The following is a 22,375-nucleotide window of genomic DNA, read 5'->3' as shown; positions in this document are numbered from 1 at the left end:
AGAAGTCAGATGGCAAAGATGTACTACGATAAAGACGCGGACCTTAAGCTGCTGAAAGGAAAAACGATAGCGATAATCGGCTACGGCAGCCAGGGAAGCGCTCAGGGAATGAACCACAAGGACAGCGGGGTTAGTGTGATAGTGGCAGAGCTGGAAGGCACCGCCCAGTATAAAAAAGCAAAGGCCGACGGCATGGAGGTAATGTCCGCCGATGAAGCCGCAAAAAAAGCGGACATAATCCAGATACTTGTTCCGGACGAACTTCAAGCCAGGGTATATAAGGAATCGATAGAAAAAAACCTTTCAAAAGGCAAAACGCTCGTGTTTTCCCACGGCTTCAACATCCATTATCATCAAATAATACCGCCTGCTGATGTTGATGTCATAATGATCGCTCCAAAGGGGCCCGGGCCTCTGGTAAGAAAGGTCTATACCGAAGGCGGAGGAGTCCCGGCGCTGATCGCCGTGTATCAGGACGCTTCGGGCAAAGCCAGAAAGACCGCTCTTGCAATGGCCAAGGGCATTGGCGCCACAAAAGCCGGAGTGCTTGAGACCACCTTCAAAGAAGAAACAGAGACAGACCTGTTTGGAGAGCAGGCGGTCCTTTGCGGAGGTTGCACGGCCCTTGTAATGGCGGGGTTCGAAACTCTGGTGAACGCCGGATATCAGCCGGAGATAGCTTACTTTGAATGCATGCACGAACTCAAACTGATCGTTGACCTTATGTACGAAAAAGGCATCTCAGGAATGAGGGCCGCCATCAGCAATACAGCAGAGTACGGCGACCTTACCGTGGGGCCGCACATAATTGACGAAGGCACCCGCGAAAGAATGAAATTCATCCTCGGAAGGATCCAGAACGGGACCTTTGCCAAAGAATGGATACTTGAGAACCAGGCCGGAAGGCCGGTGTTTTTGGCCCAGAGAAAAAGGGGCGCCGAGCACCTTATAGAAAAAGTAGGCAAAGAACTGCGCCAGATGATGAGCTGGCTGAAGAAAAAGGCTTAAGCGCTTAAGAGCTGAAGGAGAAAAGAAGACCGATAGATGAAAAAGGGGATCGCGGTACTTGGTTCAACGGGATCTATAGGGAGGCAGGCGCTTGATGTGGTGTCTGCCTTTCCTTCTTTATTCCGCGTGTCAGGGCTTGCCTATCTAGGCCACAATGACGGAGAAGGCCTTGTAAAAATAGCCTCCGACCCCAAAACCGATATTGTTGTAATGGCCATTGTCGGGACCGCCGGGCTTGCTGCCGTTATTGCTGCCATAAAAAAGAGAAAGACCATTGCCCTTGCCAGCAAAGAGATACTGGTTGCTGCGGGAGATGTTGTTATGGCGGAGGCAAAAAGATATGGGGCGCAGATATTGCCGCTGGATAGCGAGCATAGCGCGGTGTTTCAGTGTATTCAGGGAGAAGCCCAGAATAATGTCCAATTCCCAATGTCCAATTCCCAATGTCCAAATAAAAAAATAAAGAGGATCATACTTACCGCATCCGGAGGTCCCTTCCGCAAATATTCTAAAAAGCAGCTTTCCAAAGTAACGGCAAAACAGGCGCTGAAGCACCCGACCTGGAAAATGGGGCCAAAGATAACTATAGACTGTGCCACGCTCATGAATAAGGGATTAGAAGTAATAGAAGCTCACCATCTTTTTGGCATACCTTATGAAAAGATCGAGGTTGTTGTTCATCCCCAAAGCGTGATACATTCAATGGTCGAATTTGTGGACGGCTCCGTTCTTGCCCAGATAGGGGTTCCGGATATGAGAACGGCGATACAATATGCTCTGACATACCCGAACAGGCAGCCCAGATCGTACGGCAGCGTTGATCTTGCAAAAACGGGCGAGCTCACATTTCAAAAGCCGGACACTGACAGATTCCCGTGCCTTAAACTTGCATACAAGGCGGGGAAAACTGGAGGGACCCTTCCTGCTGTCCTGTCTGCAGCCAACGATACCGCGGTGGAGCTGTTCTTAAATGCAAAGATAGGGTTTTATGACATTCCCGGGATAGTTTCTTCCGTTATGAAAAAACACAGGTTTATCAAGAGTCCCAAACTCGGTCAGATACTTGAAGCGGAAAAGTGGGCAAGGCTGGAAGCAGAAAAAATAGTATAATGGGAACATCCCGACGCTAAAGCGTCGGCTCCATGTTGAAGAAAAACGGAGCCGAACATTTATGTTCGGGCGTAGAAAAATGGATATAACAGTATTAAGACACTCGGCATCGCATGTAATGGCGGCGGCCGTTAAAGAGCTCTTCCCGCAGGCAAAGCTGGCCATAGGCCCTGCCATCGAGGACGGCTTTTATTATGATCTTGAACTCCCCCGCGCCCTAAAGGAAGAAGACCTGCCTGTGATAGAAGAAAAGATGCGCGAGATCATAAAGAAGAACGAAAAATTTGAGCGCGTGGAATATCCCAGGGCAGAAGCTTTGCAAATGATGCAGAAGCAGGGCCAGACCTACAAGATCGAGTTGATCAGCGGCATCCCCGATGAAAAGATCTCCTTTTATAAGAGCGGGGAGTTCATTGATATGTGCCGCGGGCCGCATATCGCTTCTACCGGCAAGATCAAGGCGTTTAAGCTGCTAAAGACAGCGGGAGCCTACTGGAGAGGGGACGAAAAGAACGCAATGCTCCAGAGGATCTACGGCACAGCTTTTGAAACGCAAAAAGAGCTTGATGAATACCTGAAGAGGCTTGAGGAGGCGGCAAAAAGGGATCATAGAAAACTCGGGAAAGATCTCGACCTGTTTAACATCTATCATGAAGAAGCCGGTGCAGGGCTTGTGTTCTATCATCCCAAAGGAGCAATTTTGCGGCAGTTGATCGAGGACTATCTCAAAAAAGAGCACGCAAAAAGGGGCTACAGCCATGTCATTACTCCCCACATCGCAAGGGAAAATCTCTGGAAAACTTCGGGACACACCGGATATTATAAAGAGAACATGTATTTTTTAAGTGTGGACGAGCAGGATTATGTGCTTAAGCCGATGAACTGCCCTTACCATCTGCTCATTTATAAAAGAAAGATCAACAGTTATAAGGACCTTCCGATCAGGTATTTTGAACTTGGGACGGTTTACAGGCACGAGCGCTCGGGGGTACTGCACGGGCTTTTGCGGGTTAGAGGTTTTACCCAGGATGACGCGCATATTTTTTGCAGGCCTGACCAATTGAACGAAGAGATAAAAAAGACCATCGATTTTGCCTTTGACATGCTAAAAAAATTCGGCTTTGAAAATTATGAAGTATATCTTTCTACCCGTCCGGACAAAGCGGTAGGGAGCCAGGAAAACTGGAAGAACGCAACCGAAGCCCTGGAGGCCGCGCTCAAAGCAAAGGGGATAGAGTACAAGATAGATCCCGGGGCAGGAGTGTTCTACGGGCCAAAAATAGATGTAAAAATAAAGGATGCGATCGGGCGGCTGTGGCAGGGGCCTACCATCCAGGCCGACTTTAACCTGCCGGAGAGGTTTGACCTTACTTATGCCGGCGAGGACGGCCAAAAGCACAGGCCGGTAATGATACACAGGGTGGTCCTCGGCAGCATGGAAAGGTTCATCGGTGTTCTGACGGAGCATTATGCCGGGGCTTTCCCCCTGTGGCTTGCTCCGGTGCAGGTCATAGTGCTGCCTATTGCCGACAGGCACGCAGCTTATGCAAAAGAGATCGCAGGAAAACTGGAGGAGACAGGGCTCAGGGTGGAAGTGGACAGCCGCAACGAAAAAGTCGGCTTTAAGATACGCGAAGCCCAGCTGCAAAAGGTGCCCTATATGCTGGTTATCGGGGACAAAGAAGTTGAAGCAAAGCAAGTAGCGGTGCGGTCAAGGGAAAAAGGCGATCTGGGCCCTCAGTCTATCGAGCAATTAATCTCAAGTATTACTCATGCTTAAAACCTCCGGCACACATATCGTTGATGAGCATGGCAAAAGAATAACGCTCAAAGGCATCAATATCGGCGGCTGGCTGATGATGGAAGGGTATATGCTTGGCGGCCGCAATATACCCGAACATTTGTTCAAAAAGGAACTGGCAAGGCTCCATGGAAAGAATGCCCCCCTTGAGTTTACAAAGCTTTTCAGGGATTCCTATTTTTCTAAGGAGGATGTCAAAAGGATAAAGAATCTGGGGTTCAACTGCGTTCGGCTGCCTTTCAATCACAGGCTACTTGAGGAAAAGAACGGACTCTCATATCTAAAAAAAACGGTCAGGCTTTTTGCGCAGCAGGGGCTCTATGTGATCCTGGACATGCATGCGGTCCCGGGTTCCCAGAACATAGACTGGCACTCCGACAGCGACGGCAGGGCTCTTTTCTGGCAGAGGCCGGGGTATAGAAACCAGTACATAAAGCTCTGGAAAAAGCTTTCATCCGCCTTTAAGAGCGAAAAGATGATAGCCGGCTATGATGTTATGAACGAGCCGGTGACGGACAACATCCCTTTGCTTACAAAGACCTTCCAGAAGGTGATCTCGGCGGTAAGAGGACAGGGGGACAGGCATATCATCTTTGTTGAGGGCAACAATTGGGGTATGGACACTGACTATATTGAAAGCCTTAAAGATGATAATTTGGCGGTCAGCATACATTATTACCGTCCCGTAGAATACACTTTTAACTGGCTCCCAGGACTAAAATATCCCGGCAGGGTGCTGGGAAAGCTATGGAACAAAAAAGAGATGGAAAAGCTGATAAAAGACAGCGTCAGATTTGCAAATAAATTGAAGAAGCCGCTTTTTTGCGGGGAGTTCGGAGTGGCTTCCAGGTGCGACCTCTGCGGAGCAGAGTACAGATGGGTGGACGATGTGCTGTCCCTGTTCAAAAAATACGGGATACACTGGACCTACTGGACCTATAAATCGGTAAAAGGGGTCCCTTTGCCGGACGGGGTTTTTCAGTTGTCCGATGCCAGCGGCATCATAGGCAATGCGGCAACAAAGACAGGAATGGACAACTTTTACGGCATCTATGGAAGCAGAAAGAAAGACCTTTTCACGCTCCTTTCTACAGACAATTTTGTTTTGAACAAAAAACTCTTTGCCGTGGCCAAGAAATATCTGTGATCAGAAAAGGTTTGTCCTCTTAATTGAAGCGATGCCGGTTTCTTTGAAAAGGCCTTTAAGTTCGCTGCCTTTGATAGAGCCGCTGTTGTCGCATCTGACCTCAATGTTGACTGTATTTCCGGAAAACCCTATCTTTTTTATCATGGGCCGTATATCCATCTGATTTTCTTTCCTGACAACAATAATTGAATTGGTTGACAGTATTTCCTGCGCTTTCTTTGACGGGTCCTTTACGGTCTTTATTTCGTAAACAGCGGTCTTTATTGAGGAAGAGATAGAAGGCATGCCGGAAAACACGGAAGTAACTCCCAGTATCTCTATGCCTGGCATAAGCGTAAGCTCCAGGTCCGCTTTCACTTTTTCAGCCGAGGCCCATTTTTCCAGAAAGATGTCCAGGTATTCGCAGTCTGAGGCCATGCCAAGGGGCAGGGGAGGGCCGAACGCCAATTTTTGCCTCGGATTATAACCCTGAGAATATGCGACCGGCAGCTCGCCTCTCCTTACCGCGCGCTCCCACAGCCGGATCATGTCAAGGTGGCCGATAAACACGAGCCCGCCGCCTTTTTTATATTTGATCCTTATGCGCTGCAATTGCCACCTCCCATTTGCAATAGTCAAAATGTTCGGTCCAGTTGTCAAATCTGCAGCCGGCTTCAAAAGCATCAAGCAATATTTTGGCCATAGGAAGCCCTCGTCCGGCTTCGAGGGATGAAAACAAGCCTTCTATGACGGACATCTCCGCTTTATGCCAGCGCAGTTCTATGCTTTTATGCCTAAGGTTCTGTTTAAGATAGTTCTGTTTTTTCTGTATCTTATCCAGTGAGATCATCTTTTCATTCTCAAAAGGAGTGTTTTTCTTTGGTATGAATGTCGAAACATTAACGGTTATCTTTGCCCGGGGATTAACGGTCTTGCCTTCTTTGATTATTCTGTTGGATAAAGCAACAATTCCTGCCAGGTCTTCTTCTGTTTCTGTCGGGAGCCCTATCATAAAATAGAGTTTTACGCTGTTGGCGCCGGATGCAAAAGCGTTACCTATGGAGGACAGGATGTTTTCTTCCGTCAGGTCCTTGTGTATATGATCGCGCAGCCTCTGTGTTCCTGCCTCGGGAGCCAGAGTAATTCCTGACTTTCTGACATTCTGCAGTTCTTTTGCTATATCAGCCCTAAAGCTGTCGGGCCTCATCGAGGGCAGAGAGACAGAGATCCTTTTTGGCCCAAAGGCCTTTCCCAGCTCGTTTGCGACCTCCCAGATCCTGGGATAATCGCAGCTGGAGAGCGAAACAAGAGAGACCTCTTCAAACCCGGTGTTCTTTATTGTTTCTTTAGCAAGAGCAACTACCTTTTCCGGGTCAACCAGCCGGACGGGCTTATTTACTGTTCCGGCCTGGCAAAAACTGCATCTTCTGGGACAGCCCCGCATTATCTCTATGGTGGCCCTGTCGTGGACTACCTCTATGAAAGGGACTATCGGTTTGGCGGGATAATCGATAGAGTTCAGGTCCTTAACCGTCCGGCGTTTGACATTTTTCAATTCATTATGATCGGGTACATATACCCCGTCGATTTTGGACAAATTATCCAATAAAGGCGTGTGCGTAGGGGTCGGTTGTGGCCGATCCCTACAGGATTTATATGCATCTATTATCTCCCGTATCACCTCTTCGCCGTCGCCTAGAACAAAGGCATCGATAAAATCGGATAACGGCTCCGGATTATTGGTGCAGGCCCCTCCGGCAATTATCAGGGGATGGCCTCCGGTCCTTTCTTTCCGCTTAAGCGGGATGTCCGACAATTTAAGGATGTTGAGCATGTTCGTGTAAGTAAGCTCATGCTGCAGAGAAAACCCGAGGATATCAAAATCCTTTATCGGTTTCCAGGATTCAAGCGAAAAAAGCGGTACTCCGTGCTCTTTCATGGCCGCTTCCATGTCGGGCCATGGGGAAAAAACTCTTTCGCAAATGGCATCCTCTCTTTTGATGATCAGGTGATAAAGAATGGACAGCCCCAGGTTGGACATGCCTATCTCATAGGTGTCCGGATAGCACAGCGCCACCTTTACCATGCCTTTGTGGCCTTTGTGAATGGAATTCAGCTCGTTTCCGATATAGCGCGCGGGCTTTGATACGGCCGGCAGGATTTTATCGCGAATAAGGTCATGCATCTGTCATCATTATAACAAATGAACGATGTCCTGCCCTTACAGGTATCGGTCAGGAACCAAGTTTGTCCAAGAGCCATTCGAGCGCCACGATCTTGCCGAAAGCCTCTTCGGTGTTTTGGGACTTCAGCACTATGAGAACTTCCTTTAATCTGTTCAAGATGTCCCCGTGCGTGGCAGCCCTGCCTTCGAGGATGTACCCGAGGCCGGTGGCTGCGTTCCTGAACATGACAGTGCTCTGTGCGAGCGTTTGAAGATCTGCTGTTAAGCCCCTTTCAATTATTTCCAAGAAATCGTTTTGGCAGCCCTTTGAACAGAGCTTTCCTAAAACATCGGCGGCAACCCTTCTTTCCTCTTCCGGAGCGTCCCAGTCGGTCAAAAGACGCCTCATGTTCTCCAGTTCTTCGCTTGAGAAGTCATTTGCCATTACTTCCATTTTTGCTCTCATGGTGGCGCTGTCCATCCTCATTAAATTTCCAGGCAGGCTATCGCTTCTGTCCCATCCCATGAGTATCTGCCTTCTTCTTTCTTGAATATGGGCTATGCGGTTTCCCAAAATATCGCTTATCGGGGATCCGTAGCCGACTTTTGCCCATTCGTGCAAAGCCCACCCCATATTTGTCCAGGCTGTGTCGCTAACATCGCCTTCGTTAACATGTTCCTTTAGCCAGGCTCTTGTTAGGGGATCCGTCATATTATGTATGCCTCCGGCCATAAGCCTGTGGAGTATCTCTTCTTTTGAAAGTGCTATCCCTCCAAAATTGAGCATCCATGCAGGCAGGTTAATGATCCTTTTGTCTTGCATCGCCGTTTCTATCTGCCTGATCTCTTCTCCGGACGAAGTCTTTGTCCCGAGAGGAGCGTTAGCAACAGGAGCCCAGATCCTGGTTTGAAGTCTTGAAACATCATTGGTATCTCTTATAACATAAGGCGGTCCGGCTGCTATAGAAATGACTGCCGGCATAAAGATCAGAGCGTCCCTTTCTATTTGATGCGGGGCAATAGTCCTATAGTGGGAACTGGCGGCCAAGGTGAAAGGAGTGCTTGCATTAATGCCCCAGCCGCGCTCTCTTTCTTGGGCAAGCTCGTAAAGAAGATCCAAAGAAAACCCCGAGGGATTATAAAAAGCCCCCGATTCATCAGATATTCCGGAAACCGCAAATCCGTACCTTGAATATCTTTCCACTTCCCTTAGAAGCCTGACGATATTGGAACCGACTTCTCCGTAGCCCTGAATGTTCATAGTGATCGGGTTTGAGCGGTCTATGCCAAAATGTGAAAGTACGGAGGCATTGGACAACAATGCGCAAAGACATTCAAGATGTCCGTAAGAAGTCCCTCTCCATTCGTCGTGGTTAAAGAACCCCAGTTCTCCGGGTCCGCTTGTCGTAAAAGGGACCAACTGCACGCCAAGATCGTCTTCTGCCTGCCTTCCTATGCGGTCCATCAGCCCCATTAATGCTCCTTCGTCCAGGCAGGCCGGTTTCATATCGGGGCCTTCGGAGCGGCTGAAGCCCAAGGTGCCAAGATCTACAAAAGCTCGCAGGTATTGTGAGACAGTAGGCTCGATCATGTTTAGGATGGCTGTTTCGGCAAGACCGGCTTCCGCCATTATCCTGACCCCGCCTTTAGCGATAACATCCCCTCTCTTAAATAGATCGGGATCCCCGTACACGCAGGTGACCGCAAAATAACCCCCTTTGGAAAGATATAAGACTGACTTTCCCCCGTCAAGACAGACCTCGGCCAGAGGGTTCTTAAAACCCATGTCTTTGGCAAGATCGGTTGCCAGCCTGATACAGCTGACATTGCCTGTATGGACCTGTCCGGAAGCGGTCATTGTGTAATAAAGCGGCGGCTGACTCACACCAAGAAAAGGTGCCAGCTGGGGACCGTTTATCATTACGGACAAGGGGGCCTGTCCTCTGGAGTGATAGAACCCTGAATTGTTATCCCTGATCACCATACTTCTAAGAACTTCTGTTCCCAGCCTGCCCGAAAATTCCGGCATTCCTGCTATAGTCCTTATAAGCGGCGTTGTCGGCATCTATTTCTCCTTTGTGATTATGCTGTTCACAAGAAGTTGTCGAAGGATATTTTTTGGAATTTCAGGAATTGGGTATCGAAAGCAAAAAAAGGGGCGGGAAAACCCGCCCCTTGGAGCCAGGACCTTTAGAAAGAGCTATACCAGACCCTGCTCTATCATGGAATCGGCAACCTTGACGAATCCGGCTATGTTGGCGCCTTTTACATAGTTCGTGAAAGAGCCTTCTTTTCCGTATTCAACGCAGGCTTTGTGGATGTTGATCATGATGCCGTGGAGCTTGCTGTCCACTTCTTCTCTGCTCCAGTTGAGCCTCATGCTGTTCTGGCTCATTTCAAGTCCTGAGGTCGCCACTCCGCCGGCATTGGCCGCTTTTCCAGGGCCATATAGTATCTTTGCGTCCAGGAATACCTTGACGCCTTCGGGCGTGGTGGGCATATTGGCCCCTTCGCTTACGCAGATGCAGCCGTTCTTAACCAGGGCCTTTGCGTCTGCCCCGTTTATCTCATTCTGCGTGGCTGATGGGAATGCGATGTCCCCTTTTTCGCTCCAGGGAGTTTTACCTTCCACATATTTTACGCCGAACTTGTCCGCATACTCCTTTATCCTTCCCCTCTTGATGTTCTTCAATTCCATTATGAAGGAAAGCTTCTTTTCGTCGATACCTGCCGGATCAAATATGTAGCCGTTGGAATCGGAGGCTGATACGCACTTTCCTCCGAGCTGGTTAACTTTTTCTATCGTGTACTGTGCCACATTTCCGGAGCCGGATACCAGGCAGATTTTGCCTTTCATGGATTCGCCCCTGGTAGATAGCATTTCCTGGGCAAAATAGACCGCTCCGTAACCTGTGGCTTCGGGCCTTATGAGGCTTCCTCCCCAGTTTAGGGATTTGCCCGTCAGCACTCCCGAAAATTCATTCTTTAATCTCTTGTACTGTCCGAAAAGAAAGCCTATTTCTCTTCCGCCGACCCCGATATCACCAGCGGGAACATCGGTGTCCGGACCGATGTGACGCTGAAGTTCGGTCATAAAGCTCTGGCAGAACTTCATCACTTCGTTATCGGACTTGCCTTTAGGATCAAAATCAGAGCCGCCTTTTCCTCCGCCCATAGGCAAAGTTGTCAGGCTGTTCTTGAAGACCTGTTCAAACGCCAGGAACTTGAGTATGCCAAGATTAACGCTCGGATGGAACCTGAGCCCGCCCTTATACGGCCCGATGGCAGAGTTCATTTCTATCCTGAAGCCCCTGTTGACCTCGATCTCGCCCTTATCGTTGAGCCAGGGTACGCGGAACAAGATCACTCTTTCCGGCTCGACCATTCTTTCCAGGACCTTGGCTTTTTGATACTTCGGGTTCTTTTCGATAAAGGGCATTACGGACTCGACCACTTCCCTTACCGCCTGGTGGAATTCCACCTCGCCCGGGTTTTTTTCGACGACTTTCTTCATGAATTCTTCTGTGAGTGTCATAGCTTCTCCTTGCTGATGCGATATATGCGATGGACTTCTTCGTTCATCTTAAGCACGCCTTTGTGCGGTTCACCTGAGCCTTCTAAGATTATAACTCAGGATAAGGGAGTCTGCAATCTCTCTCATGGTCTTGCGCGAGTCCATAGAGAATCTTTGTATCCTCAGATAAGCGTCCTCTTCGGAAAGCCCCTCGTCCCTCATAAGGATCCCTTTGGCCCTTTCGATAGATTTGCGCGATTGCAGCTCTTCCTCAACGCTTTTTGCCTTCATCAGCAGGCCTGTGTTCTCTATGGCCATTGCCGCAAGCGATGCTATCGCGCTAAGGACCTCGATCTCTGTCCCTGTAAAAGCATGAGGTTTGGAAGTATAGGAGTTGATAACGCCGATAGCCTTTCCTTTTACCGCCAGGGGCACGCACAATAGAGAGCATAGCCCCTCTTTTTTGGCGATGTCCCTGTATTTGTACTCCGGCTCTTTTTTGACATCCTTAACGGCGGCGGGCTTGTTGAGCAAAAGCACCTTTCCCGCGATACCCTCGCCAGCCTTTAGCGGGGGCTTATTGTTATAGAGTGCGCTTACGCTTTGGGACGCTTTGTTCACCAGCAGGTTTTTTTCGCTGTCCAGAAGAAAAATGGAGCAGATATTGGAGCCCATCAATTTCGCGGTTACTTCCACTATCGAAGCAAGAATGTCCTCTATCAAAAGATCCGAAGTGATAGTGCGGCTTATTTCGGAAAGCGCTTTTACGGTATCTGTGCGGCGAGACCTCCTTTTTGAGGAGCGTTTTTTTGCAACATTCATGTTTGAATTATACTATAAAAAGCTGAAATCATATGAGGGAAATGCCGACAAATAAACAGGGAGATGAAACCTCTGTTATGAGAACATCCAATTCAGTTTTGGCGTCTTTGTATAGATCCGGACGTTTAATACTTCCGGCTGCTTTTTTAGCCGGGAGCCTTACCTCCTGTGAAAGGCCCCGTCCCCAAGTTCCTGTTCCTGCCAGTGAGATCCAGAGAGGAATGCCCCAGATGGAGGCGACTCCAGCCAGGAACCTGATAACTCCTAACGGTATCTATTTTGGGGCCTTTTTGGATGATGCTCTTTCCCCGGCCGGCGTTTCCCGGTTCAACAGCCTGATAGGCGGGAATCTTGACATGGTACTGCAGTTTCACGCCTTCGGCAAGGGATTTGATTTCCCTTCAGAAACGGTCAGTGTCTTGCGCCAAAAAGGTATCGCTTCGCTTATAAAACTGGAGCCGTGGAGCTGGAAGGGCAAGTCGGATAATTCCTTCAGTCTTGAGAACCTTATCGCGGGCAAATTTGATACCGGGCTGGCAAAATTTGCTGCCGGGCTTGCCGCACAAAATACCCCAATGCTTTTGACCTTTGGCCACGAAATGAACGGCGATTGGTATCCTTGGGCGGGGCATCCTGAATTATACAAAGAAGCCTACATCCATGTGTGGGAAACATTTGAAAGAGCGGGGGCCAATAAATATGCGACCTGGCTTTGGAACCCAAATGTTGGGACAGATCCTTCGGCGTATTATCCCGGGGACAGATATGTTGACGGAATAGGCCTGGACGGTTACAGTACCGACTGGACAGGAAACCCCGCGGATGCAAGGGCGCTGTTTGGCCCGGCCATTGGACTGATGAGGCAATTGTATCCGGGAAAGCCGCTCTGGATACTTGAGACCGGATATGACAAAGGCAACGGGGGCTCAGCCGCGGGCGAGGCACAGTTCCTTAAAAGCCTTTTCGAACTGGCAGTTCAGGATGATCTGGCAGGGGTGTTCTACTTTAATACCACAAAAACAGAAACGGGATGCAGAAGGATATGGTCCATTACAGATGGAGGTACCGGATGCCTGAGAGAACAGTTCGAAAAATACAGCGGAAGCTTTTCTTCCAGTCCCATGGAGCCGAATTCCGGTGCATCGGAGCCGGCGGCTGCCATTGTCCCGGATATGCAGTCCGGGGCCGATATTAAGGACCTTTTCTTGTCCCAGGGGGCTTTTGGAGGTGCAAGGCTCAGGCTGGAAGACGGTGCGATCGAGATAAGCGCTCCAAAAGGCAATTACGATGCCGGCGGTTATTTTATCCTTGACAGGGCTGTTATGGGCACACTGGCCTTTGATGCATCTAAGATCAAAGGCGAAATAATGATATTATTCATAAATGATGCTTCTGGGACTGATACGGTGCTGGCGGACGAAAGGGTGCGGCGGGACGGGCCTGTTTCCCTCAAGATACCCGAAGGTACAACCAAAATGTGCATTCACCCAGCGCTTAGCGGGAATTTAAGGCTGGAGAATTTTACGGTTAACGATTAGACAGGACTCACCTGACAACTATATTTACCAGTTTTCTGTTGGCAAATATAACTTTTACTATTTCTTTACCCTGCAGCAACTGTTTTATCTTCTCTGACTGAAGAGCTTTTTCCCTGACCTGCTCCTCCGGCAGGTCCGCTGCTATCATGATCCTGTCCTTTAGTTTTCCATTGACCTGTATTGGTATCTCGATCTCGGTTTCTTTAACAAGAGCAGGATCAAAGCCCGGCCAGTCCTGCTCCAGCGTACTTCCGGTATTGCCTATTTTTTCCCAAAGCTCATCTGCTGCATGCGGAGCAAATGGGGAAAGCAGCAGAAGCAGCGTCTCGGCGGTCTTTTTATCGAGAGGCGAACCCTGAAGCGCGTTAAGCAGTTCCATTATCTTTGCGATCGCCGTGTTAAAGGAGAATCTCTCGATATCTTCTGAAACACCTTTTATGGTTTTGTGAAGAATACGGGTGGTCCCATCAGTCCTGCGCCCCTCTACCTCTTGCCCCGAGCGTAGTCGAGGGGTTGGGAGAGGGGAAGGGGGTGAGGGCTTATTGTCGCTGATCAATCTCCAGATCCTGCTCAAAAATCTATAACTCCCCTCAACTCCCGCATCACTCCACTCAAGCTCCCTTTCCGGAGGAGAGGCAAAAAGGATAAAGACCCTGGCTGTGTCCGCCCCGTATTTTTCAATAATATAGTCTGGATCAACAACATTGCCTTTGGACTTGCTCATTTTTGCACCGTCTTTTACCACCATTCCCTGCGTCAAAAGGTTCTTAAAGGGCTCGTCCACAGGGATAAATCCCATGTCGCTCAGAACTTTGCAGAAGAACCTTGAGTAAAGAAGATGCAATATCGCATGTTCTATGCCGCCTATATACTGGTCTACGGGAAGCCAGTATTTGAGGTCCTTTGGCTCAAAAGGCGTGTCAGAATCCTTTTCTGTGTTCGTGTACCTTAAGAAATACCAGGAGGAGCAGTTAAAGGTGTCAAGCGTGTCGGTTTCCCTGCTTGCCTTTCCGCCGCATTTGGGGCAGGCAGTGCTGATAAAATCTTTAGCCTTCAGCAGGGGAGAACCGCCTTCCCCCGTGAATTTGACATCATAGGGCAATTTTACCGGAAGGTCTTTATCCGGTACCGGAACTGCCCCGCATTTATTGCAATATACGATGGGAATAGGCGCACCCCAATACCTCTGGCGGGATATTAGCCAATCCCTCAGCTTAAAATTAACCTCTTTTTTGCCGATGCCTTTTTCTTCAAGCCAGAGGGTTATTGCATCGATGGCCTTATTGCTGTCCATGCCGTTGAATTGTGCGGAATTGACCATGGTGCCGGGGGGAGTGTAGGCCGCCCTGATCTCCGGCCCCTCTCCCTCTTGCCCCGAGCGTAGTCGAGGGGTTGGGAGAGGGGTGGCCAAAGGCCGGGGTGAGGGACCATTAGGAACGATTACCTCTTTTATCGGAAGATCAAATTTTTTTGCGAATTCAAAATCTCTCTGGTCGTGGGCCGGAACTGCCATGACAGCGCCGGTGCCGTACTCCATTAGGACATAATCGGAAGTCCAGATCGGTATTGTCTCGTTGTTGGCCGGGTTTATCGCATAAGCCCCCGTGAACACTCCGGTCTTTTCTTCCGACACCTGGCGCAGCGAAGGGTCCTTTCTTTTTACGCTCTCTATATAGGAAAGGACCTCTTTCTCCTGTCTTGTTCCTTGCGACAACTCTACGGTTAGCGGGTTTTCTGGGGCAAGGGTCATATAGGTTACCCCGAAAAGAGTGTCCGGCCTGGTGGTAAATATCTTAAGCTTCTTATCCAAACCCTTTATAGCGAACTCTATGCTTGTTCCTTCGGAGCGTCCTATCCAGTTTCTCTGCATTATCCTAACGCTCTCGGGCCAGCCTTCCAGTTTTTCTATGTCATCAAGGAGCCTTTGCGCGTACTGCGTTATTTTAAAGAACCATTGTTCTATGTCCTTTGATCGAACAGCGCTGTCGCATCTCCAGCATTTTCCGTCCTTTGCCTGCTCGTTGGCCAGGACAGTTTCGCATTTAGGGCACCAGTTCACTTTTGCCTTTTTCCTGTATGCCAGGCCTTTTTCAAAGAATTTCAGAAAGATCCACTGTGTCCACTTGTAGTAATCCTCTCTGCAGGTGGTCACTTCCCTTGACCAGTCGTACGAAAGTCCCAGTCTTTTCAACTGGACGGTCATGTCCGCTATGCATTTTGTGGTCCAGTCCCTGGGATGAGAGCTGTTCTTGATGGCAGCATTTTCTGCCGGCATGCCAAAGGCGTCCCAGCCGATCGGATGGAGGACATTAAAACCCTTCATCCTCTTGTACCTAGCGAGCACATCTCCTATGGCATAATTTCGCACATGTCCCATGTGTATCTTGCCGGAAGGGTAGGGGAACATGACGAGGTCGTAGTATTTTGGCTTGTTCGATGAATTGTCGGCTTCAAAAAGCTTTTTTTCCTGCCAGGCTCTTTGCCTGAGAGGCTCTATCTCTTTAGGGGTGTAATTTGACATTTATCTCTAAGATTATAGCACATGCTATAATTGGGAAAATGAGATATGATCTGCCGGACAAAAGGGGTTATTTTAGCAATTACGGCGGTTCCTTTGTGCCGGAAACCCTGATGCCCTGCCTGGAAGAGCTTAAAGCCGCTTACTCAAGATATAGGAAAGACAGGAACTTTCTAAAAGAACTCAACGATTATTTGTCTCATTACGCCGGCAGGCCCACACCGCTTTATTATTGCAGCAATCTAAGCCGCAAATACGGATTTAAGGTCTATCTAAAAAGAGAAGACCTGTGCCATACAGGCGCTCACAAGATAAATAATTGCATCGGCCAGGGTCTGCTTGCCAAAAAGATGGGCAAGAAAAGAATGATCGCTGAAACAGGCGCCGGGCAGCACGGGGTGGCAACGGCTACGGTGGCTGCGCTTTTTGGGATAAAATGCGTGGTCTATATGGGGGAGCAGGATATCAAAAGGCAGGCCCCTAATGTGCTGAGGATGGAACTGCTGGGGGCAGAGGTGATCCCGGTGCGGTCCGGCACGGCAACTCTCAAGGAGGCCGTTAACGAGGCCCTGAGAGACTGGATGAGCGATCCGGAAAAAACTTTTTACTGCATCGGCTCCTGCATCGGACCTCATCCTTATCCGATGATGGTCAGGGATTTTCAAAGCGTGATCGGCATGGAAACAAAGGTTCAGTTAAATAAAATATGTAGTACACGAGGCCTCTTGCATCTTATTGCCTGCGTAGGCGGCGGCAGCAACTCAATGGGGATGTTCCATCCTTTTATTGATGATAAAAAAGTCAAATTGATAGGCGTTGAAGCAGGCGGCAGGGGCAAAGGCACTTGCCAGAATTCAGCCCCGCTTGCCTACGGCAAACCCGGTATCTTGCACGGGGCCAAAAGTTATCTATTGCAGACAAAGGACGGACAGGTAAGCGACACTCATTCTGTTTCTGCGGGGCTTGACTATCCCGGGGTGGGGCCGGAGCATTCCTATTTAAAGGATACCGGCAGGGTAAGATATGTGTCCGTAAGCGATAAAGAAGCTCTCGAGGCTTTTCGCTTGCTTTCCCGCGAAGAAGGCATCATCCCGGCTCTTGAATCCTCCCACGCTCTTGCCTACCTTCCAAAGCTTAAAGGAAAGATCGGCAAAAAGTCCGTAGTTGTTGTCTGCCTCTCCGGCCGCGGCGACAAAGATCTCGATATTATCTTCAGAAAATGAAGGTCTTTTTTGTCAGCCTCGGCTGCCCCAAGAACCTCACAGACAGCGAAGTCCTGATGGGGAAGTTTACTTCAAGCGGTCACCAGATCACCTTAAATCCCAAAGAAGCCGATACTATAGTCGTGAACACCTGCGCATTTTTGAAAGCTGCCAGAGATGAGGCGGCGGCAGTTATTAGAGAGATGGCCAAGTGGAAGGAAAAGGGCAGGTGCAGGCAGTTATTGGTCGCTGGATGTTTGCCGGAGTATTTAAGAAAAATTGGAGGGGCGATTCATGAATCGCCCGTACGGAGAATCGATGGAATTATAGATAGCATAAATCTTTATGAGTGCGGAGTGCCTAGGATCAAGGCAACGCAGCCGTGGTTTGCGTATGTAAAGATATCCGAGGGCTGCAATAACAATTGCACATATTGTCTTATCCCAAAGATAAGAGGAAGATTAAGGCACCGCAAGGTCCGGGACATCCTGGCTGAGGTCAAAGGGCTGGCAAAGAGGGGAGTCAAGGAAATAATCTATATCGCGCAGGATACGACCGCTTATCCTTATCTTGCGCGACTTTTAAAGTTGACCGCAAAGATCAAAGGGATACGCTGGATCAGGCTGATGTACGCGCATCCCGGGCATCTGTCGCAAAGCACTATCAAAGTAATGGCAGAAGAAAAGAAGATAGTTAAGTATATAGATCTGCCGATACAACACTCGGAGGATAGGATATTAAGATCGATGCGCAGGAAATACGGTAGAAATACAATTGAAATACAATTGAAATTACTGAGGGAAATGATGCCCGGAATTGCGATAAGGACTTCGGTCATAGTCGGTTTTCCGGGAGAGACGGAGAGGGATTTTGAAAACCTCAAAGAGTTCATAAAACAGGCAAAGTTTGACCGGCTCGGGGTTTTTCCCTACAGCAGGGAAAAGGGGACCAAGGCTTTTATGATGAAAGGACAGGTCCCGGAAAAAGTAAAGCGCAGAAGGGCGTGCGAACTGATGAAGCTGCAGGCCGGTATCTCAAGAAAGATCAACGCAAAACTTGCGGGCCGAACTCTGGAGGTCCTCATCGAAGGGAGGAAAGGCAAGGACCTCGTCGGGAGGTCTTTTAGGGATGCTCCCGAGATAGACGGAAGAGTGCATGTGAAAAATGCAAAGAAAGTTAGCCTCGGAGAATTTATCAGAGCGGTCATATCCTCATCAGGCAGGCATGATCTGTTCGGCAAACCTGCGATATAGTCCTGCAAAATTGAAATCCGCCTCCAAGACAGCCGATATACCTACAGATGGTCTTTTAGTCAAAGAAAGGACAAATGCGCATGCCAGCCAGGATCAGCTTAATGCCTTACACCAGAGCAGAGGCCGTATTCAGGCCCGAGGGGAGAAAGCATGACCGCTTGAGGCCTCAATTCATCGAAGCCTATGAAAGGCTTGGGGCCCATTATCAGGTGCTTGACATGTTCCCGAGAGGGGATGAATTCTTTGGGTTGGTCAGGGATATTAAGCGGAACGGCGCCTCTATTGAACTTGCTGTGAAGCCGTGTGTAGGAGAGCAGGTTTTATCAGACAGAGGGCATATTAATGTCCTGGACAGGCAGGACGCGGCATTTACGGAGCCATTGAGCATTGATAAAATATCCCGGCGCGGTAAGGAAGTACGGTTGACTTTGTCGGGACAAGCGGACTGGCCGGAAGATCTTGGCAGAGCGTATTCCGTAAATACCCTTGGCTGGCATTTTCCTTTCAGAAGAATGATAAGGGCAAACTACGGGGACGAGACGATAAGGGTCTATCAGAACATGAACGACGAAGGGGCTGACTTTTTCCTGGCCAATCATGTTCTTTCGGGAACCTTTTTAAAAAGAAGCCGGGTCTGGATAAAACCGTCGTTCCTGTGGACCATGAAAAGAAGCGAGTGGGCAACTGCGCCCGGCAGAGATAGAGTGATCCCGGTTGACCTTATGAGAAGCACTTTTGAGAAACTCCTTGAAAGGTCCCATCTGCTTGACCCAATCATGGGGGTTCACTATTATTCCGAGGACGGGTTCTACAATGATGCGGAATTAAACCCCAATTATGTTCAATGGGACCCTGATAAGGACCTTGACGGCTCAAGGATGTTCAGACGCTCTCTGATGCTGGGGATAGCCCCCCAATTTCTGGGAGACTACGAAAGAGGGATCGTGGCGCTAACCGATATTTCGGACCAGGTGCGCGACATGGCTTCAGTTGTCCCTCCGTTCGAATTTGCTTATCCTACTCCTTTGGGACTGCTCAAAAAACTGGAGATGCATCAATATTGTGTTTCGGAAACGCCTGCTGCAAAGAATTGGCTGGAAGGGCTGATACGCTAGGGGTGATGGCATTAGAGATCGGACAGGTTATAATACGAGAAAGAGGCACGATTCCAACAAACTCCCGGCAATTTGAAGGTCGGATAACACCCGCGGTCAAACTTTGCGACAAAATCTCCCGTTTCTGACGGAATTTCTGAGAGCCCCTCTATCCATCCGTTCCTTATCCTTTCCATGAATGTCCATATGAGCGTTGACATAGATGGTGTATCCAACTCGAATTCTACCAGCTGGCGCACTTCCGGATGGGTGATTTCCCAGGCTTCCCTTAAGCCTGCAACAATGCCGTCTGGTAGGATTTGTTCTGGAGGTAGTATCTGGTCCGGACCGCTTATCTTCCAGGACAAGCCGCCGTCTGCAAGATGGACGATGGCAGAAAGATCAATTCCATCCTTCAGGAAATGTCTTATTTGTTTAACGGCTCCTTCTGGAGAGCTCTTTTTATTGTTGAAAGTGGCAGAATATTGTCTGCAAAATGAGAACCAGAAGTAACCGTTTGACGGTTCTTGGCTGAGAAGAGAATCTAAATAATAGAGAGGGGTTGACCTGAATATCATGTTCGTATTGGGAGCTTCTTCGTATTGTTCTATAAGGTGTTTAAAAAGCATCCTGGTCAGGATGTCGTTCCATCCGATTCGCGGCAGCTTATTGCCTGTGTCAATCTTCCATTTTTCTTTGAGGTATATGTCGCCAGAAAGACTCCATGACATATGTTCTGGATCGACCCCTCTCATCTCGCCGGTGTCAAGCAAAGCCTGATAAACGGGGCGGCCAAACCCGTCCCGAAAACTGCGCACCATCTCTACCCCGTGCCAGTTGGGGACACGGTAATAATCCATAGGTTCGCCCAAAAAACCAAGATACGAATTGGCAATATAGGCTTGTCTAACCGGTGAATAGTCCTGAATATTGTTCCAGCGCTCGTATAGCAAGTTAAAACAGTGGTCATCTAAACCCCGCACTCTTAGAGGATCGACGAAAAAATTTGACATGACTGCAGGTACGGCATGGAACGGCGAAAACTTAACATCCCTAAACACATCTGCTATCGATGCTCCAAGAAGATCTCTTGTTCTCCAAGAGCGGGATGTTATAGTGCCCGACGATACTGGACTAATTTTCTCTGTCGACATAAGATGATAACCCCCTCCTATACATATATCGATAATATCGGCTCGTGATTTCTTGAAAACATTCCGGGAATAATGGCGCTATGGGTGAAATCCTGTTGTTGAATTGACGATATACAAATAGAAGGGGATGAACATCATGGGAGTAGCAGGTCTGGCAAACATAATAAACCGATCGCTAAATTCTGTGTTATCAATGTCTGCTAAAAATATAAAAGAAGCGACTGGTTCAGAAATAAGGACGGGAGACCTTGTTAAACTCAATTATAACGCCTCCGGCAAGATCTCTACCGCGGAACTGGCAGCAAGGATGATAGATAAAGTCAGTATTTACACTTGGGCCTAACCCCGCTTCAAAAACCAAAAAAGTGCAATTCCTCAGATAACACGCCGATATAAAAGAGTACCCCTCTTTACGGGAACAAAAGGAGGGCTTTTATGCGGCTCAATTTTCTGGCGCCTTACCGCACTCAAATGCCGTTCAAAGGCGCTGCGGCTACCCAACAGGTCAATATCGGGGGAAGGCGATTTTCCCTTGCCTACACATCGTACAGCAACGCCCAGGCGCTTTCATATCTGACGGATCACCGTGTTTTTGGTGCGGTCATGCGCCCGGCGGTCGAAAGCAGAAGACAGGCCTTTGCGACGCAGATGTCTTTAAGGTCCCCGTCCTTTTTGGGCATCCTAGGCCCTGTGCCGGGTACCGAGCCTGTATATTTTGATTTTCCCGAATCCGTAAAAGCGATAATGACCCAGGGAGACTGGACCAAAATGAGAAGGAACAGTTTGGTGATAGACCTTGCGGATCCAGGTGATCCTCAGGTATATGTCCAGAGGTTCGGAGGATTTATGGCAAGGGACACAAGGGCTCAGGAGATGATCAGGCAGGTCCTTCACGGAGCTCTGATCTACAGATATGAAGCCGGGCTTGCGGTTGAAGCGGAAAGGTGTGAAAACCTCGGCATTCTTTCCGGAATTGAGTTTTTTTCAAAGAACCTTGACCTTAATGACAGCGGGCCTCTTGTGGCCGAAAAAAGCGGGGATGGATCTTTTGTTGCGGTCAGAGGGCTGGTGCATTGTGCGGAGGCCGAAGACCTGGCCAGAGAACTTAAAGGCAGAAAACCGGACATTGTCAAAAGAGCCGGCAACATCCTGATCTCTTATGAGGATGCCGGTGTCAAAGTTAGGACACAGAAGGATGATCCGGAGGCCCTGGGACAGATAGAGCGCTTTGTTGAAGGCTTTTTACTGAGGGTGGCTGTTTCGGATATCCATCTTGCTTCCGGGGGAGGGGAGGATAGTTTTGGAAAAGCAAAAGAAGAGGAACTTATCAAAATACTTGACCGGTTGATAGAGTGCAGAGGGACTCTCATAATCAACGGAGACCTGCTGGACCTCTGGCAGGCTGATTTCAGCGATATAAGGCACAACTATTCCCGTCTTTTTTATAAGTTAAAACAGGTTAGAAGGATAATATATGTTGCCGGCAACCATGATGAACAGGTCATAGAAAGAGCTTACTTGGAAAAGGCTGAGGATCTTGTTAAAAGGGCAAATCACTACAGAATTGAAGGCCTGATCACCTATAGGCCGGGAAGAGTTCCGGAGGAGGATGAGCTTGTCGTTGACGAGAACAGCCGCGGCGAGTACAGAATGCTGGACTATTTTTTGAGGCAGCCGGGCTCATATGTGTGCAGAAAAAGGCTTCTTCAACTGGCCAGGAACGCTTACTATTCGCCTGAAGGGGATTCTCCCAGAAAGATAATGTCCTTTTCTATAACAACTGGACTGGGAGAAGAAGAAATTGTCAAAAAACCGGGCTCTTTGGCTTTTTATCTTGACAGAAGGCTTCTATTGGTCCCAATGAACCACAAAACGGTATCTGCATTGTCCAGGAAGCTCTCGGAAGCGCTTTGTCCGGTACCGGACACGCTGAGATCGATCTTTCCGAATCTTGTTATCGTTGAACGGCACTATGACCAGTACAGGGGCCTTTATTTTGAACACGGGCACCAGGCGGATGAATTCAATTCCGGTTCAAGAATAGGGCCGTTCGTGGCGGGGGCTGGGGCCT

General features: G+C 48.9%; 17 protein-coding genes. 10 read left to right on the top strand and 7 right to left on the bottom strand.

Going from position 1 to position 22,375, the window contains the following annotated elements; translation table 11 throughout:
* Positions 1–9: 9 nt before the first annotated feature.
* The 4 genes from ilvC to WC490_03315 all read left to right on the top strand — a co-directional run bounded on the left by ilvC (position 10) and on the right by WC490_03315 (position 5,066).
* Positions 10–1,008, top strand: coding sequence for a ketol-acid reductoisomerase (gene ilvC / locus WC490_03330; protein ID MFA5097642.1), 999 nt, complete (start codon positions 10–12; stop codon positions 1,006–1,008).
* 36 nt (positions 1,009–1,044) lie between these two features.
* Complete coding sequence (gene dxr, locus WC490_03325; protein ID MFA5097641.1) at positions 1,045–2,118, top strand: 1-deoxy-D-xylulose-5-phosphate reductoisomerase; 1,074 nt, start codon at positions 1,045–1,047, stop codon at positions 2,116–2,118.
* Positions 2,119–2,197: 79 nt separating this feature from the next.
* On the top strand, positions 2,198–3,898 hold the full coding sequence (thrS, locus tag WC490_03320) for a threonine--tRNA ligase (protein MFA5097640.1): 1,701 nt from the start codon (positions 2,198–2,200) through the stop codon (positions 3,896–3,898).
* Positions 3,891–5,066, top strand: a complete 1,176-nt coding sequence (locus tag WC490_03315; protein MFA5097639.1) for a glycoside hydrolase family 5 protein — start codon at positions 3,891–3,893, stop codon at positions 5,064–5,066. The genes thrS and WC490_03315 overlap by 8 nt, the downstream gene beginning before the upstream one ends.
* Here WC490_03315 and WC490_03310 read toward each other — a convergent pair whose 3' ends face one another.
* From WC490_03310 to WC490_03290, 5 genes are all read right to left on the bottom strand, one after another.
* Positions 5,067–5,657, bottom strand: coding sequence for a TIGR03936 family radical SAM-associated protein (locus WC490_03310; protein ID MFA5097638.1), 591 nt, complete (start codon positions 5,655–5,657; stop codon positions 5,067–5,069). It lies immediately after the preceding gene.
* Positions 5,632–7,230 (bottom strand): TIGR03960 family B12-binding radical SAM protein, encoded by a 1,599-nt coding sequence (locus tag WC490_03305; GenBank protein ID MFA5097637.1) that lies wholly within the window; start codon positions 7,228–7,230, stop codon positions 5,632–5,634. Before WC490_03305 ends, WC490_03310 begins: the two co-directional genes overlap by 26 nt.
* Before the next feature lie 49 nt (positions 7,231–7,279).
* The gene (locus tag WC490_03300; GenBank protein ID MFA5097636.1) at positions 7,280–9,274 is read right to left on the bottom strand and encodes a hypothetical protein; all 1,995 of its coding nucleotides are present in this window, start codon (positions 9,272–9,274) and stop codon (positions 7,280–7,282) included.
* A 135-nt stretch (positions 9,275–9,409) separates the two neighbouring features.
* Entirely contained in the window at positions 9,410–10,744 is a 1,335-nt protein-coding gene (gdhA, locus tag WC490_03295) for an NADP-specific glutamate dehydrogenase (protein ID MFA5097635.1), read from the bottom strand.
* Between the two features lie 69 nt (positions 10,745–10,813).
* Complete coding sequence (locus WC490_03290) at positions 10,814–11,545, bottom strand: GAF and ANTAR domain-containing protein (GenBank protein ID MFA5097634.1); 732 nt, start codon at positions 11,543–11,545, stop codon at positions 10,814–10,816.
* A gap of 221 nt (positions 11,546–11,766) precedes the next feature.
* On the opposite strand from WC490_03290, the gene WC490_03285 reads away from it, so the two are divergent.
* Positions 11,767–13,083: a glycosyl hydrolase gene (locus WC490_03285; protein MFA5097633.1), complete on the top strand. Its 1,317-nt coding sequence runs from the start codon at positions 11,767–11,769 to the stop codon at positions 13,081–13,083.
* A gap of 7 nt (positions 13,084–13,090) precedes the next feature.
* On the opposite strand, the gene leuS is transcribed toward WC490_03285, so the two are convergent.
* Positions 13,091–15,604: a leucine--tRNA ligase gene (leuS, locus tag WC490_03280; protein ID MFA5097632.1), complete on the bottom strand. Its 2,514-nt coding sequence runs from the start codon at positions 15,602–15,604 to the stop codon at positions 13,091–13,093.
* A 38-nt stretch (positions 15,605–15,642) separates the two neighbouring features.
* On the opposite strand from leuS, the gene trpB reads away from it, so the two are divergent.
* The 3 genes from trpB to WC490_03265 all read left to right on the top strand — a co-directional run bounded on the left by trpB (position 15,643) and on the right by WC490_03265 (position 19,171).
* The gene (gene trpB / locus WC490_03275) at positions 15,643–16,824 is read left to right on the top strand and encodes a tryptophan synthase subunit beta (protein MFA5097631.1); all 1,182 of its coding nucleotides are present in this window, start codon (positions 15,643–15,645) and stop codon (positions 16,822–16,824) included.
* The gene (gene rimO / locus WC490_03270; GenBank protein ID MFA5097630.1) at positions 16,821–18,056 is read left to right on the top strand and encodes a 30S ribosomal protein S12 methylthiotransferase RimO; all 1,236 of its coding nucleotides are present in this window, start codon (positions 16,821–16,823) and stop codon (positions 18,054–18,056) included. The genes trpB and rimO overlap by 4 nt, the downstream gene beginning before the upstream one ends.
* Positions 18,057–18,157: 101 nt before the next feature.
* Positions 18,158–19,171, top strand: a complete 1,014-nt coding sequence (locus WC490_03265; GenBank protein ID MFA5097629.1) for a DUF4291 family protein — start codon at positions 18,158–18,160, stop codon at positions 19,169–19,171.
* Positions 19,172–19,182: 11 nt separating this feature from the next.
* On the opposite strand, the gene WC490_03260 is transcribed toward WC490_03265, so the two are convergent.
* On the bottom strand, positions 19,183–20,304 hold the full coding sequence (locus WC490_03260) for a hypothetical protein (GenBank protein MFA5097628.1): 1,122 nt from the start codon (positions 20,302–20,304) through the stop codon (positions 19,183–19,185).
* A gap of 136 nt (positions 20,305–20,440) precedes the next feature.
* On the opposite strand from WC490_03260, the gene WC490_03255 reads away from it, so the two are divergent.
* Together WC490_03255 and WC490_03250 are read left to right on the top strand one after the other, a co-directional pair.
* Positions 20,441–20,647: a hypothetical protein gene (locus tag WC490_03255; GenBank protein MFA5097627.1), complete on the top strand. Its 207-nt coding sequence runs from the start codon at positions 20,441–20,443 to the stop codon at positions 20,645–20,647.
* A gap of 92 nt (positions 20,648–20,739) precedes the next feature.
* Positions 20,740–22,375: metallophosphoesterase (locus WC490_03250; protein MFA5097626.1), on the top strand; the 1,636-nt coding region annotated here is incomplete at its 3' end.

This window comes from Candidatus Margulisiibacteriota bacterium (assembly GCA_041650635.1).
In the GTDB taxonomy this organism is placed as follows: Bacteria; Margulisbacteria; WOR-1; order JAKLHX01; family JBAZKV01; genus JBAZKV01.
Note: the sequence above shows the minus strand (reverse complement) of the source record. Positions and strands in the feature narration are given on the sequence as shown.

Excerpts from the sequence above, each read along its gene's own strand:
- ilvC (MFA5097642.1), top strand. The coding sequence starts at position 10 with ATGGCAAAGATGTACTACGATAAAGACGCGGACCTTAAGCTGCTGAAA.
- dxr (MFA5097641.1), top strand. The coding sequence starts at position 1,045 with ATGAAAAAGGGGATCGCGGTACTTGGTTCAACGGGATCTATAGGGAGG.
- thrS (MFA5097640.1), top strand. The coding sequence starts at position 2,198 with ATGGATATAACAGTATTAAGACACTCGGCATCGCATGTAATGGCGGCG.
- WC490_03315 (MFA5097639.1), top strand. The coding sequence starts at position 3,891 with ATGCTTAAAACCTCCGGCACACATATCGTTGATGAGCATGGCAAAAGA.
- WC490_03305 (MFA5097637.1), bottom strand. The coding sequence starts at position 7,230 with ATGCATGACCTTATTCGCGATAAAATCCTGCCGGCCGTATCAAAGCCC.
- WC490_03300 (MFA5097636.1), bottom strand. The coding sequence starts at position 9,274 with ATGCCGACAACGCCGCTTATAAGGACTATAGCAGGAATGCCGGAATTT.
- gdhA (MFA5097635.1), bottom strand. The coding sequence starts at position 10,744 with ATGACACTCACAGAAGAATTCATGAAGAAAGTCGTCGAAAAAAACCCG.
- WC490_03290 (MFA5097634.1), bottom strand. The coding sequence starts at position 11,545 with ATGAATGTTGCAAAAAAACGCTCCTCAAAAAGGAGGTCTCGCCGCACA.
- WC490_03285 (MFA5097633.1), top strand. The coding sequence starts at position 11,767 with ATGCCCCAGATGGAGGCGACTCCAGCCAGGAACCTGATAACTCCTAAC.
- leuS (MFA5097632.1), bottom strand. The coding sequence starts at position 15,604 with ATGTCAAATTACACCCCTAAAGAGATAGAGCCTCTCAGGCAAAGAGCC.
- trpB (MFA5097631.1), top strand. The coding sequence starts at position 15,643 with ATGAGATATGATCTGCCGGACAAAAGGGGTTATTTTAGCAATTACGGC.
- rimO (MFA5097630.1), top strand. The coding sequence starts at position 16,821 with ATGAAGGTCTTTTTTGTCAGCCTCGGCTGCCCCAAGAACCTCACAGAC.
- WC490_03265 (MFA5097629.1), top strand. The coding sequence starts at position 18,158 with ATGCCTTACACCAGAGCAGAGGCCGTATTCAGGCCCGAGGGGAGAAAG.
- WC490_03260 (MFA5097628.1), bottom strand. The coding sequence starts at position 20,304 with ATGTCGACAGAGAAAATTAGTCCAGTATCGTCGGGCACTATAACATCC.
- WC490_03255 (MFA5097627.1), top strand. The coding sequence starts at position 20,441 with ATGGGAGTAGCAGGTCTGGCAAACATAATAAACCGATCGCTAAATTCT.